This is a genomic window from Pseudomonas carassii (assembly GCF_036324045.1).
GTDB lineage: Bacteria > Pseudomonadota > Gammaproteobacteria > Pseudomonadales > Pseudomonadaceae > Aquipseudomonas > Aquipseudomonas peradeniyensis.
Window position 1 is genome coordinate 1 of the sequence record NZ_JAZDCT010000061.1, and the last position, 15,110, is coordinate 15,110.

Genomic DNA, 15,110 nt, shown 5'->3' on the forward strand with positions numbered 1-15,110 from the left:
CAACGGCTTTGGTTACTTTGGCCAAGACCAAAGTAACCCGCCGTAAGGGCGGAAAGGTGAATAAGCGTCGACATCGCAAATGAATGCGCATACAACTATCAAAACCAACTAAAACCAACAACCAACAACCAACAACCAACAACCAACATATCCTAATCCCGCGCCAGCGCCTCAATAGGATCCAACCGCGCCGCATTCCGAGCCGGCACAAACCCAAACACAACCCCAATCAACGTAGAACACACAAAGGCCGTAACCACCGACCCCAGCGAAAACACCATCTCCCACTGCTTGACGAACAAAGCAAACAAATACCCGACCCCATAGGACAACCCAATCCCGATCACCCCACCGATCAGACAGACCATCACCGCCTCCACCAGAAACTGCTGACGGATATCCGACTGCCGCGCCCCCACCGCCATGCGAATACCGATCTCCCGGGTCCGCTCGGTGACCGACACCAGCATGATGTTCATCACCCCGATCCCCCCCACCACCAGCGAAATCACCGCGATCAGCGACAACAACAGGGTCAGCGAACGGCTGGTCTTCTGCACGGTCTGCATGATGCTGTCGAGGTTGTTGGTGAAGAAGTCCTTGGTCCCGTGCCGCTGCAGCATCAGCTTGTTGACCTCCTCCTCGACCCGCTTGCTCGGCATGCCATCCTTGATCCGCACACTGATGCTGTCCAGGTGACGCTGGCCAAGCACGCGCCCGGCAGCGGTTTCGTAGGGCATCCACACGTTCAGCGTGTTGCCGGCGACGAACAGGTTCTTGTTCTCGGCGGTCACGCCGATCACCGTGCAGGGCAGCTTGCCGACCAGGATCACCTGCCCCAGCGGGTTTACCCCGTCGCCGAACAGCCGCTTGCGCGTGTTGTGGTCGATCACCACCACCTGCGCCTGGCGCCGGGCGTCGTCGGCGCTGAACACGATCCCCGCGGCCAGGGGAATGTTGCGCACCTGGAAGTACTGCTCGCTGACACCGTTGAGCTGCACATCAACGTCGATGTTGCGGTAGCGCACCAGCGAGCTCTTGCCAATCACCGGGGTGGCGCTGTCGACGTAGTAGAGTTCGTTGAGCGCCGTCACATCCGCCGGCATCAGGGTCTCGATGGCCTTGGCCCGGCTGTCGCCGAAACTGGTGCCCGAATAGATGTCGATGGTGTTGCTACCGATCGCCTGGATGTCCTTGAGCACGTAGCCCTTGGCGCCTTCGCCGATGGCCGAGATCGACACCACCGAAGTGATGCCGATGATGATCCCGAGCATGGTCAGCAAGGTGCGCATACGGTGCGAGACCAGGGCGATCCAGGCCATCTTGAAGGCCTCGCGGAACAACCCCAGGCTGGCCACCAGCCGCCGCGGCGCCTGTTCGCGGGCCGGCGTGGCCTCGGTGGCCGGCGTGGGCGCCTCGGGCCGGGTGCGGCGGTCGCTGACGATCTGCCCATCGCTGACCTCGATGATCCGCTCGGCGTGGGCGGCCACCTTGGGGTCGTGGGTCACCAGGATCACCGTGTGCCCGGCGCCGTGCAGCTCCAGCAGGATGTTCATCACCTCCTTGCCGCTGGTGGAGTCGAGGGCGCCGGTGGGCTCGTCGGCGAGGATCACCTCGCCGCCGTTCATCAGCGCCCGGCAGATGCTCACCCGCTGCTGCTGGCCACCGGACAGCTGGCTCGGGCGGTGCGCCATGTGGCTGCCCAGGCCCAGCCGGTCGAGCAGTTCGCGGGCGCGAGCATGGCGCCCGGCTTGGGGCACGCCGGCATACACCGCCGGGACCTCCACGTTGCGCAGGGCATCCAGGTGCGGCAACAGGTGATAGCGCTGGAAGATGAAACCGAAATGATCGCGGCGCAGCGCGGCCAGGGCGTCGTCGTCCAGGTCGCGGGTTTCCTGGCCGCTGACCTGGTAGCTGCCGGCGCTGGCATGGTCCAGGCAGCCGAGGATATTCATCAGGGTCGACTTGCCCGAGCCCGAGGCGCCGATGATCGCCACCAGCTCGCCGGCATGGATCTGCAGGTCAATGCCTTTGAGCGCCAGGAACTCGCGGTCGCCGGCCATGAAGCTACGGCTGACCCCTTGCAGACGCAGCAGCGGCTGCTGCTGGTCCGCGGGCCGCGCCAGCTGCGGTGACAGCTCGACGGTCATGTTCATGCTCACGCCCCCGCCTCGCCCGACACCGGCTCGCCGATCACCACCCGGTCGCCTTCGGCCAGGCCGTCCTTGACCTGCACCTTGACGTTGTTGTTGATCCCCGCCTGGATCTTGCGCACCTGGGCGAAGCCCTTGCCGTCGATTACCCGTACCGGGAAGCTGCCGTCGGCGTCGCGCGGCCCCAGCGCCGCCACCGGCACGGTGAGCACGCCCTGGGCGGTGTCGAGGACAATACGCACCTGGGCGGTCATCGAGATGCGCAGGCGGTGCTCGGGATTGGGCACCTCGAACAGCGCATTGTAGAACACCGCACTGGCCTGCTTGGCCGCGCCACTGCTCTTGTCGCTGCTCTCCAGGTAGTTCTGCGGTGCGGGCTCGGTACCGCGTAACTTGGCGTAGTAACGCTGGTCATCGCCGAGGATGGTGAAGTACACCTGCTGACCGGGACTGATATGGATCACATCGGCCTCGGACACCTGGGCCTTGATGGTCATGGTGTCGAGGTCGGCCAGTTTGAGGATCACCGGCGCCAGCTGGTTGGAGATCACCGTCTGGCCTTCCTGGGTGACGATGCCCACCACATGGCCATTGATCGGCGCACTGATGCGGGTGTAGCCGAGGTTGACCCTGGCGGTGTCGATCTGCACCCGGGCACTCTTGATCTGCGCGTCCAGCGAACGCAGGTTGGCCTGCTGCACCTCGAACTCGGACTCGGCGCTTTCGAAGTCCTGGCGCGAGATCGACTCGTCATCCTGCAGCACCTCATAGCGCTCATAAACCCGCTTGGCCTGCTTGAGCTTGGCCTGCACCGAGCGCCGCTCGGCCTGCAGCTTCTCCTCGTCGACCTCGGCCTGACGCAAGGTGTTGCGCAGCACCAGCGGGTCGATCTCGGCCAGCCACTGGCCCTCGCTGACCTTGTCGCCGAGCTTGACCTTCAGCGACTTGAGCTGCCCGGAAACCTGGGCGCCGACATCCACCTGGCGGATGCCCTCCAGGGTGCCGGTGGCCAGCACCGCGTTCTCGATGTCGCCACGCTCGACCGTGGCGGTGATGTACTGCGGCGGCTTGGCCGGGGCCTGCACCGCGTACAACACGATGCCGGCGACCAGGGCCGCGGCAACCCCAAGGGTGATCTTGCGAAACTTCGTCTTTTCCATAAAACCGTTCTTCCAGAATCCGCTGAGGTCCCGTGGGAGCGGGCTTGCCCCGCGATGGCGCCAACCCAGGCGACGCCACCACGGCGCAAACCCGCGCCCACGACGGTGTTACTGCTTCACCCTGCCGTGATACAAGGCCTGCCCGTCATGCCACCACGCCGCCAGGCTGAACACATCCGGCACCTTGAGGATGCTGAAGTGGTTGCCCGGCCCCTGCCATACCTCCAACTGCGGCAGCCATTCGCGCCAGCCCTCCTCCATGGCCTGCTGCTCGCGCCGGTTGCCGGCGGCGTCCAGGCTCGGGTCGGCCACCAGTACCAGCCGTGCCAGGCCGTTGAAACCACCCTTGGGGCAATACACCGTGCGCAGGGCCGTGGCGAAGGTCCGCACCACGCCCTCCAGCGCCTGCGGCGTGGAGCGCGACGGCATCAGGCCGACCCGTACCATGGCTGCGTGCAACTGACGCAGTTGCTCCCGGTCCTCGGCCTCGGCGAAGGCCACTGGTTCGATGCCCAACGACTTGCCGGTGGACAGTTGCAACGATTCGATCAGCCGCTGCAAGGCCTCGGTGAAGGTGTACGGCTTGCCGCAACTGCCCCCCGCGCCCGGCGCCTCGCTGTCGATCAAGGTCAGTGAGCGCACTTCGCGCCCCTTGGCCTGCAAGCGTGCCGCCATGGCATGGGCCACCCAGCCACCGAACGAATGCCCGACCAGATTCAGCGGGCCTTCGGGGTACAACGCCTCGATGGCCCGGACATGACAGTCGGCGGCGGCCTCCACCGCGCTGTGCGGCACCTCGCCCGCAGCCAGCCCACGGGCCTGCAGGCCGTGCACCGGCCAGTCCGGCCCCAGCGCCTCGGCCAGGCCGATGAAGCTGGTCACGCTGTCGCCGGCCCCTGGCACGCAGAACACCGGGACATGGGACGGCGAACCACTCTGGATCGCCAACAGCGGCTGGTGCGCCGGCGGCACCAGGCCGGGCGCGGCCTGCAGCGCCTGGGCGATGGCCTGGCCCAGCACCACCGCCTGCGGGTCCTGCACCATGCTCTGGTGATCGCCCGGCACGCTCAGGCAATGCAGCGCCTGCCCCGGCAACGCCTCGACCCAGCCCAGGGTCGGGCTGTCGGTGACGATGCCAGCACTGCGCTGCTCGGCCACAAACAGGTGCAGCGGCACCGGCAACGGTGCCAGACGGTAGTGGGCCAGGGCATGCCCATGGGCCAGGTGACGCTCGAAGAAGTGGCGCAATTGCCCATCGCTGGCCCGGACCAGGCTGGGCACCAGCAGTTGCCGCTCACGGCAATGGGCGAGCAGCGCGTCGAACGCCAGCGCCCCAGGCTGCAATGCTTCGATCTCGGCCAGTTGCGCGGCCCCCGCCTCGCCCTGGGCCTGCCAGTGCACCCGGCAGTGCAGCAACAGCTGCCCTTGCAGCAGGTGCGGCCCTTGCCAACGTGCCTTGCCCTGGTCGCTCAGGCGCGGCACGTAGGTGTCGATCAGGCCGACGAAGGCCACCGGCTCGTCCGCGCCCAGCAACTGCGCGGCCACCTCGTAGGCCAGCACGCCGCCGAACGACCAACCCGCCAGCCGGTACGGCCCGTGCGGCTGCACGGCGCGGATCAGCCGTACCAGACGTGCCGCCAGACACTCCATAGTGTTCAGTTGCGCCTCCCCAAAGGCGACGCCGGCCAGGCCGTAGATGGGGAAGTCACCGGCGATATGCCGCCCCAGGACCGGGAAGTACAGGTCAAGGCCACTGAACTCGTGGATCAGGAACAGTGCAGGCTGGCTGCCGGCGGCGCGCACCGTGACCAGGCCTTCATCGTCGTCCGTGCCTTCGCCCAGGCGGGGTGCCAGGGTGGCTATGGTCGGGTGCTGGAACAGCTCCGCCAGGGTCGTGTTCAGGCCGGCCTGGCGCATCTCGCCCACCAGGCGGATCGCCGACAGCGAATGCCCGCCCAGTTCGAAGAAGCTGTCATGCCGCCCTACCCGCTCGACCTCCAGCACCTGCGCCCACAGCGCGGCCAACGCCTGCTCCACCGGTGTTGCAGCGGCCTCGAACACCGCCACGGCCAGGTCCTGCACGCCCGGCAGCGGCAGCGCCCGGCGGTCGACCTTGCCATTGTTGGTCAACGGCAACGCCTCGAGCGCGACGAACGCCGCCGGCAGCATGTACTCCGGCAGCCGTTCGCGCAGGAAACCGCGCAACGCCACGCCATCGAGGGCCGTGTCGGTGCGGGTGTACCAGGCCACCAGGCGCAGCGGTCCCTGCTCCAGGCGCAGGGCCATGACCACGACTTCGTCCACGCCCGGGCACAGGGCCAGGTGCTGCTCGATCTCGCCCAGTTCGATGCGGAAACCACGGATTTTCACCTGGTCGTCGGTGCGTCCCAGGCACTCCAGCTGGCCATCCTCGCGCCAGCGGGCCAGGTCGCCGGTGCGGTACAGTCTGGCGCCGGGCACGCTGGCGAACGGATCGTCGAGGAAGCGCTCAGCCGTCAGTTGCGGGCGATTCAGGTAGCCCAGGGCGACGCCGTCGCCGCCAATGTACAGCTCGCCGGTCACGCCTTCGGGCAACAGGCGCCCGTGCGCATCGAGGACATAGGCCGTGGTGTTGCCGATCGGGCCGCCGATCGGCACATGCTCGGCGCTGTCGGCCAAGGCCCGCACGGTGCAGGCGGTGGCGAAGGTGGTGGTCTCGGTGGGCCCGTAGCAGTGTACCAGGCGCAGGTTCGGCGCCCGCGCCAGCAACGCCCGGAAGCTGGCGGGTTCGCCGCGCTCGCCGCCGCACAGCAGGACGCGCAGCCCGGCCAGGGCCTCAGGGATCAGCTGCACATACTGGTTGAACAGTGCCGTGGTGACGAACATCACGCTGGCGTCGCCCTGGCGCAACGCGCTGGCGAACTGCTTCGGCTCGACCAGGGTCTGGTGATCGATCACCAGCACCTGGCCACCGTTGAGCAGGCCGCCCCAGACATCCAGGGTGGCGGCATCGAACGCCGGGTTGGAGACGAAGGCGAAACGATCGCTGGCGTCGAAGTCGGCATAGCCGTTGTTCAGCACCAGCCGGGTGATGCCGCGGTGGGTTACCCGCACCCCCTTCGGCGTACCGGTGGAGCCGGAGGTGTACATCACATAGGCCACCGCGTCGGCGTCCTGCGTGAGGTTCGGGTTGTGCGCCAGCTGGTCGTCGAGGGCCAGGCAGTCCAGGTCGATGCGCCGCGCCTCGAACTCCGCCGCCAGGCTGCCGAGGGTCAGCAGCGCCACGGCCTGGCAGTCCTGGACCATGAACGCCTGGCGTTCGGCCGGAGCGTTGATGTCCAGCGGCACGTAGATGGCCGCACACTTGAGCACGGCCAGCTGCGCCACCAGCAAAGGCAACGAACGCGGCAACAGGATCGCCACCGAGTCGCCTGCCGCCACGCCCTCGCCGATCAGCCAATGGGCCAGGCGGTTGGCCTGCTCGTTGAGCTCGCCGTAGGTGAGCTGGCGTTCATCGTGGCGCGCCGCCAGCGCCAGCGGATGCCGCGCCACCTGCTGTTCGAACAGACGCTGCACGGGCAGTTGGCGCGGGTAGTCGCGCTGCGTGGTGTTGTAGCCCACCAGGAGCCGCTGGCGTTCCTCGGCCGGCACGATATCCAGCTGTTCCAGGCCTCGCTCGGGATCCTGCGCCAGGGTCTCGACCAGGTTTTCCAGGGCCTGCTGCAGATAGCCGCACAGACGCCGCGCATCCAGGCCCGGCGCACACTGCGCGGTCAGGCCGAAGGCTTCGCCCAGGTCGTCGATGCTCAGGGCCAGCGGGTAGTTGCTACGCTCCTCGGCATGCAGCAGCTCGATGCCCTCCCAGGCACGCCCGGCCGCGCTGTCGTGGACCATGGCCGTGGTGCTGTGGCGGTAGTTGAGCAAGGCGCTGAACAGCGGTGCGCCGGGCGGCAGCGCGCTGCAACGCTGGGCCAGGGCCAGTTGCGCATGCTCGTGCACCAGCAACCCGGTAAGCCGGCGGTGAGTGTCGAGCAACGCCTCGCGCACCGGCAGGCGGCCCACCTCCAGGCGCAGCGGCAAGGTGTTGATGAACACGCCCAGGGCGCGCTCCACGCCTTCGCCACCCTGCAGGCGACCGAGCAGCACGGTGCCGAACACCACGCTGTCGCGCCCCGACAACTGCCCCAGCACCATCCCCCAGGCCAGGTGCATCAGGCTGGCGGCACCGACGCCCAGCAATCGCGCCTGCTCGCGCAGGTGTCGCGCCAGCCCGTCATCCAGCAGTATCCGGGCTTCGGCCTCGGCGCCCTGATGGGCCAGCGGATGCGGGCCATAGGGCAAGGTCGGCTCGTCGATGTCGCCCAGCTGTTCGCGGAAGAATGCCTCGTGCTCGGCCTCGTCCGCGCCCTGCAGCACCTGGGCGATGTAGTTGCGGTACGGCACCGGCGCGGGCAACTGGCGCTGCTCGCCGAGCAGGCAGGCCTGCAGTTCGGCGCGCAGCACATCCTGGGCCACGTGGTCCATGACCAGGTGATGGAACAGCAAGGTCGCGGTGATGCGCCCGCTGGCCGGGTCCTGGCTGTGCAGCAGGCGCAGCATGGGTGCGCGGGTCAGGTCCAGGCGCAGGACCTGCGGTGCCTCCGGCGCCACCTCCTGTACCGGCAGCGATGCCTGGCGCCACACCACCTGTACGGGCTCGGCGAGGCCGTCCCAGTACAGAGAGGAACGCAGGATATCGTGACGGGCGATGACCTGGTCCAAGGCCCGCTGCAGGGCCTCCAGCCGCGCGCGGTCGGCCACGGCGAAACGCGCCTGCAACAGGTACGGATCGTCACCCTCGCTGGCCAGGTGGTGGTAGAGAATCCCCGCCTGCAACGGCCCCAGCGGGTAGATGTCCTGCACGTTGGCGGCGCCGCCCGGGACCTGGGCGACGATTTGGTCGATGGCCGCCTGCTCCAGCGCCGCCAGCGGCAGCAGGTCCGGTGTGATGCGTCGGCAGTCGGCGCCAATACGGTTGACCGGCACCCGGGTCCCGCCATGCTGGCCCAGGGTCGCGGCCAGGGCGGCCAGGGTCGGCTCGGCGAACAGCACGCGGATATCCGCCTCCAGGCCTTCGGCACGCAAGCGAGCGATCAAGGTCACCGCCAGCAGCGAGTGGCCGCCCAGTTCGAAGAAGTGATCCTGGCGCCCTACCCTCGGCACATTCAGCAACTCGGCCCACAACGCCGCCAGATGGGTTTCGGCCTCCCCTTGCGGCGCCTCGTAGGCACGGCTGAGCACGGACTCGGCGCCGGGCTCGGGCAACGCCTGGCGGTCAAGCTTGCCGTTGGCGGTCAGTGGCATGGCCGGCATTGCCACATAGGCCGACGGCACCATGTAGTCCGGCAACTGCGCCAGGGCATGCCGGCGCAACGCCTCGATCCCGGGCGCCTCGCCATGGGCGGTGAACCAGGCGACCAACCGCTCGCCACGCAGCAGCACCGCCGCTTCACGTATGGCGGGATGGTTGGCCAGGCAGGCCTCGATCTCGCCCAGTTCGATGCGCAGGCCATGCAGCTTGACCTGGAAGTCGTCGCGGCCGAGGAATTCCAGCTCGCCGTCGGCGCGGCGGCGCACCAGGTCGCCGCTGCGGTACAGGCGCTCACCGACCACGAATGGGCTGTCACCGAAACGCTCGGCGTCCAGTTCCGCAAGGCCCAGGTATCCACGAGCCACGCCGACGCCGCCGATGTGCAGCTCGCCCACCACGCCACGAGGCACCGGCAGGCCGTTGCGGTCAAGCACGTAGAGCCGGGTATTGGCAATCGGCCGGCCGATCGGTGGCGCGCTTTCAGGTAGCGCTTGCCCGGGTTCCAGGGTCCAGGCGCTGCAGTCGACGGAGGCCTCGGTCGGGCCATAGACGTTGTGCAGCCGTACCTGAGGCAGACGCTCGCGCACCTGTTGCAGCAACGCCGTGGTCAGCTCGCCGCCGCCGCAGACGATATCGGTGAGGCTGTCGCAGCCAACGCTGGCCTCCAGGGCGAGGAACTGCTGCAGCAGCGCCGGCACGAACTGCACAACGCTGACCCGCTGGCGCTGGATCAGCGCCGCCAGGTACGCCGGATCGCGCTGGCCGTCCGGGCGTGCCAGCACCAGGCGCAGGCCGGCGCACAGCGGCCAGAACAGTTCCCACACCGAGGCGTCGAAGCTCACCGGGGTCTTGTGCAGCAGCGCGCCCTCGACGGTCGGGGCGATCAGCCGCGAACTCCAGTGCACCAGGTTGCACAGGCTGCGGTGCTCGACCATCACCCCTTTCGGCTTGCCGGTGGAGCCAGAGGTGTAGATCACATAGGCCAGGTGGCGGGCCCCAAGACCCGGGACCTGCGGATTGTCCGGCGACTGCCCGGCCCAGGTCGGCTGGTCGAGGTCCAGGCGCGGCACCGCGCTGTCGACGAAGCGCCCTCGGCTGCCGGCATCCACCAGCAACGCCAGCGGCGCGCTGTCGGCAAGCATGTAGGCCAAGCGCTCGTCGGGGTAGCCCGGATCCAGCGGCACGTAGGCACCGCCGGCCTTGAGCACCGCCAGCAGCCCCACCAGCAGCTGCGGCCCACGGGCCAGGCACACCGCGACCCGGCTGTCGGCGACCACGCCCTGGGCGATCAGTTGATGGGCCAGGCGGTTGGCCGCCTCGTTCAATTGCCAATAGCTGAACTGGCCATCTTCGGCCTGTACTGCAATGGCCTGCGGCGTACGCGTCACCTGCGCCTCGAACAACGCCTGCAGCGGTTGCTGCAGACCGCCGACCAGCTCACTCGCATTGCAGGTCACCAACTCCTGGCGGCGCTCGGCGGCGCCCAGCAGCTCGACCTTCGCCGGCACCGCCTGGTCGCTGCCGGCCATCGCCCACAGCAGTTGCTCCAGGTAGCCGACATGGCGTTCGATGGTCGCCCGGTCGAACAGCGCCGTGGCGAACTCCAGGGCGCCGCCGTAGCCGTCGGCGGTCTCGCCCAGGCTCAGGGTCAGGTCGAACTTGGCGAAGATCTGCGCGCCGCCCAGCCCCTCCAGTTGCAGGCCATTGAGATGCAAGGCCTCGCCCGGCACGCCGTTCCAGGCCAGCGACACCTGGTACAGCGGGGTATGGGCCAGGCTGCGCGGCGGGTGCAGCAGTTCCACCACCTGTTCGAACGGCAGGTCCTGATGGTCCTGGGCCTGGCTGACGCAGGCCTTGACCCGGGTCAGCAGCACGCCGACATCGGGCAGTCCGGTGGTATCGATGCGCAGGGCCAGGGAGTTGACGAACAACCCGATCAACCCTTCGACCTCGGCCTGCCGACGGTTGGCCACCGGGGTGCCGATAACCACTTCGGCCTGGCCGGACAGACGCGCCAGCAGTACCGCCCAGGCCGCACCGAACAGCATGAACGGGGTAACCCCGTGGCGCAGGCACAGCGCCCTGAGGTCTTCGCTCAGGCGCCGGTCCAGGCGAATGTCGACGCGGTCACCGTGATAGTCCTGACGGGCTGGTCGCGGCCGGTCGGTGGGCAGGGTCAGCAGCACTGGCGCACCGGCCAGGGCCTGACGCCAGTAGTCGCCCTGGCGCTGCAGTGCGTCGCCGGCCAGCCAGCGGCGCTGCCACAGGGCGTAGTCGCCGTACTGGATCGCCAGCGCTGGCAGCGGGTCGTCGCGCCCTTCGCTGAAGGCCTGGTACAGCGCCGCCAGCTCCTGGGTGAACACGCCCATCGACCAGCCGTCGGCGACGATATGGTGCAAGGTCAGCAGCAGCACATGATGCTCCGCCGCCAGGCACAACAGGCGGCCACGCACCGGCAACTGGTGCGCCAGGTCGAAGGGCAGCAGCGCCTCGGCCTGCATCAGTTCGGGCAACTGCTGCGCGGCGCCACGCAGGTCGTGCCAGGCCAGGGTGAAGCCACCGCGCCCTGGGGCCACCCGCACCCGCGCCTCGGCGCCTTCCTGGGTGAAGTGGCTGCGCAGGCTTTCATGACGCTCGACAATGCGTGCCAGCGCCCGCTCCAACGCCGCACGGTCCAGCGGGCCGCGCAAGGCCAGGCCCAGGGGAATATGGTAGGCGGCACTGGCATCGTCCATTTGCGCCAGGAACCACAGGCGCTGCTGGGCGAACGACAGCGGCAGGGACTGGCCACGGGGCATCGGCTCGATGGCCGGCAGCACCTCGCCGCCACGCTCGGCCAGGGTTGCCGCCACCGCCAGCAGGCGGTCATCGCCGAACAGCTCGCCCAACGACAGCTCGCGGCCCAGGCGCGCACGCACCTGGCCGACCATGCGCATGGCCAGCAGCGAATGGCCGCCCAGTTCGAAGAAGCGGTCCTGCCGCCCTACCCGTTCCAGCTGCAGCAGCTCGCACCACAGCTCGGCCAGGGCCATTTCCAGCGCGCCCTCGGCGGCCTCGTGGGCCTGGCTGGCCGACGCCTCGCGCTCGGGCAACGGCAGCGCCCGACGGTCGACCTTGCCGTTGGCGGTCAGCGGCCAGGCATCCAGGCGCACCAGGGCCGCAGGTACCATGTAGGCCGGCAGACGCTGCTGCAGGGCGGCGCGCAGGGAGCCGACCGGTTGCGCCTCGGTGGCGGAGATGTAGTAGGCCACCAGGCGCGGCTGGCCGGGCTGGTCCTCGCGGGCCAGCACCAGCGCTTCGGCGACGCCGGGCAAGGCCAGCAGCTGCGCCTCGACCTCGCCCAGCTCGATGCGCAGGCCACGCACCTTCACCTGGTCGTCGTTGCGGCCCAGGTAATCCAGGGTACCGTCGGCGTTCCAGCGAGCCAGGTCGCCGGTGCGGTACATGCGGGCACCGGGCTCTTTGCTGAACGGATCGTCGAGGAAGCGCTCGGCCGTCAGTTGCGCTCGGTTCAGGTAGCCACGCGCCACCCCGGCACCGCCCACGTAGAGCTCGCCGGCCACGCCGCACGGCACCAGTTGCCGCGCCTCGTCCAGCAGGTAGACCCGGGCATTGGCAATCGGCCGGCCGATGTCCAGCGTCCCACCCGGCAGCACCAGGCCGGAGCTGGCGACCACCGTCGCCTCGGTGGGACCGTAGTTGTTGACCACCACGCAGCCCGGGTCGCCGGTGAACTGGCGCAGGCGGTCGCCGCCGATCAGCAAGGTGCGCAGGGTCGGATGGCGCAGTCCTTGGGTGAAGGCGTATTCGGCGACCGGCGTTGGCAGGAAAGCCACTTTCAGCGGTTGCTCCAGCCACCAGGCCAGCAGCCCGTCGAGCTGCTCGTTGCCCAGCTCGGCCGGCGGCAGGTGCAGCACCGCGCCGGCGCACAGGGCCGGCCAGATCTCCCAGGCCATGGCGTCGAAGCCGAAGCCGGCAATGCTGGCGGTGTGTTCGCCGGCGCCCAGCTCGAAGGCCTTGCAGTGCCAGTGCACCAGATTGGCCAGGCTACGGTGCTCGACCATCACGCCCTTGGGCTGGCCGGTGGAGCCTGAGGTGTAGATCACGTAGGCCAGGTGGCTGGCCAACAGGCCGGGCCGCTCGGGGTTACCCGTGCGCGCCGGCCAGTCCGGCCGATCCAGGGCCAGTACGGGCACGGCCAGCCCGTCCAGGCGTGCCAGCAGCGCCTGCTGGGCCAGGACCACCACGGGGGCGCTGTCATCGAGCAGGTAGCGCAGGCGCTCATCCGGATGCGCCGGGTCAACCGGCACATAGGCGCCACCGGCCTTGAGCACCGCCAGCAGCGCCACCAGGGTATCCAGCCCGCGCCGGGCGACCACCGCGACCCGGTCGTCGGGGCCTACGCCGAGTTCGATCAGGTGATGGGCCAGGGCGTTGGCGCGCTGGTTCAACTCGCCATAGCTCAGCCGTGCATCGCCGGCCACGGCGGCCAGCGCCTCTGGGGCACGGGCTACCTGGGCCTCAATCAGGGTCGGCAGGGTCTGGCGGATCGGGAATGCCCGGGCATTGCTGTTGAAGGTATGCAGCAGGCGACGGCGCTCGACATCGCCTACCAGCTCGACCTCGGCCAGCGGCGCCTGGTCGTTGGCGACCATGGCCTGCAACAGGCTCTCGAAGTAGCCGGCGAAACGGCGCACGCTGCTTTCATCGAACAGCGCCGTGGCGTACTCGATACTGCCGACCAGCGCCTCGCCCTGCTCGCCCATGCTCAGCGACAGGTCGAACTTGGCCACCTGGTTGGCCTGGGCCACGCCCTCCAGGCGCAACCCCGCCAAACTCGGCACGGCCCCCTCGGTGGCCAGCCAGTTGATCGTGGTCTGGAACAACGGCGTATGGCCAAGGCTGCGCGCCGGGCGGACAATCTCCACCACCTGCTCGAACGGCAAGTCCTGATGCGCCTGGGCGTCGAGCAGGCGTGCCTTTACCTGGGTCAGCAGGCGTTCGCTGCTCGGCGCGCCCGACGTGTCGATGCGCAGCGCCAGGGTGTTGACGAACAATCCCACCAGCGGCTCCAGCTCGGCATGGCCGCGCCCGGCCACCGGGCAGCCCACCACGACTTCACTCTGGCCGGACAGCCGCGACAAGGTCGCGGCCCAGGCACTGAGCAACACCATGTACAGGGTCGCCTGATGCCGCTGGGCCAGGGCCCGCAGGCCGGCACCGAGGCGCGCATCCAGCAGCAGCGCCAGGCTGGCGCCGCTGAAGTCCTGGCGTGGCGGCCGTGGCCGATCGCTCGGCAGGCTCAGCAGGGTCGGCGCGCCATCCAGAGCCTTGCGCCAGTAGTCGGCCTGGCGTTGCAACTGCTCGCCGGCCAGCCAGCGCCGCTGCCACACGGCATAGTCGCCGTACTGGATGGTCAGGGCCGGCAACGGATCCTCCTGGCCCTGGCACATGGCCGGGTACAGCGCGCTCAGCTCGCGGGTCAGCACCCCGAGGGACCAGCCGTCGGCGACGATATGGTGCAGGGTCAGCAGCAGCACATGGTGCTGATCCTCCAGGCGCAGCAGGCTGGCGCGCAACAGTGGTCCCGCGACCAGGTCGAACGGCTCGGCGGCCTCGGCCTGCAGGTGCGTGGCCAGGTCATCGGGCGCCAGGCTCAGGCGTCGCAGCCAACCCGGTTGCGGCGTGGCGGCGACGTGCACCTCGGCGCTGTCGCCTGCGGGCACGAAGCGGCTGCGCAGGCCTTCATGACGGGCAACGATGCACAGCAGGGCGCGCTCCAGCGCATCCACATCCAGTGCCCCGCGCAGGCCCAGGGCCAGCGGCACGTTATAGGCCTGGTTGCCACCCTCCAGCTGGGCCAGGAACCACAGGCGCTGCTGGGCGAACGACAACGGCAGGGGCTGCTCGCGGTCAACCGCGACAATCGCCGGCAGCTCAGAGTGACCCGCATTGGCCAGCACCTGCCCCAACGCCGCCAGCTCGGGATTGGCGAACAGATCCGCCAAGTGCAGCTCCACCCCCAGGCGCAGGCGCACCTGGGACACCAGTCGCATGGCCAACAGCGAATGGCCGCCCAGTTCAAAGAAGTGGTCATGGCGGCCGACCCGTTCGATCTTGAGCAGCTCAGCCCAGATCGCCGCCAGCGCGCTTTCTATCTCGCCCTGTGGCGCCTCGAAGGCACGGCTGACCAGCGCTTCACTGCCCGGTTGTGGCAAGGCGCGGCGGTCGAGCTTGCCGTTGGCGGTCAGCGGCAGCGCGTCCAGTTGTACATAGGCGGATGGCAACATGTAGTCCGGCAGCCGGCCTTGCAGCTGGCGGTGCAGTTCGGCGATCGCCTGATGGCCCGTGAAATAGGCCACCAGGCGCTTATCACCCGACGCGTCCTCCCGCACGATCACGGCGGCGTCACGCACACCCGGGCACTCGCCCAGGCGTGTCTCGATCTCGCCCAGTTCGATACGGAAA

Annotated in this window: 3 protein-coding genes; all 3 read right to left on the reverse strand. The window is 68.8% G+C overall.

Going from position 1 to position 15,110, the window contains the following annotated elements:
• Positions 1 to 152 precede the first annotated feature (152 nt).
• Positions 153 to 2,156 (reverse strand): MacB family efflux pump subunit, encoded by a 2,004-nt coding sequence (locus tag V0R62_RS26030; protein ID WP_330105741.1) that lies wholly within the window; start codon positions 2,154 to 2,156, stop codon positions 153 to 155.
• 2 nt (positions 2,157 to 2,158) lie between these two features.
• The gene (gene macA, locus V0R62_RS26035) at positions 2,159 to 3,313 is read right to left on the reverse strand and encodes a macrolide transporter subunit MacA (protein ID WP_330105742.1); all 1,155 of its coding nucleotides are present in this window, start codon (positions 3,311 to 3,313) and stop codon (positions 2,159 to 2,161) included.
• Positions 3,314 to 3,421: 108 nt separating this feature from the next.
• A partial coding sequence (locus V0R62_RS26040; protein ID WP_408005740.1) for a non-ribosomal peptide synthetase occupies positions 3,422 to 15,110 on the reverse strand: 11,689 nt, incomplete at its 5' end.

What these genes read in the sequence shown, in the direction of transcription:
- V0R62_RS26030 (WP_330105741.1), bottom strand. Translation starts at nt 2,156, where the DNA reads ATGAACATGACCGTCGAGCTGTCACCGCAGCTGGCGCGGCCCGCGGAC.
- macA (WP_330105742.1), bottom strand. Translation starts at nt 3,313, where the DNA reads ATGGAAAAGACGAAGTTTCGCAAGATCACCCTTGGGGTTGCCGCGGCC.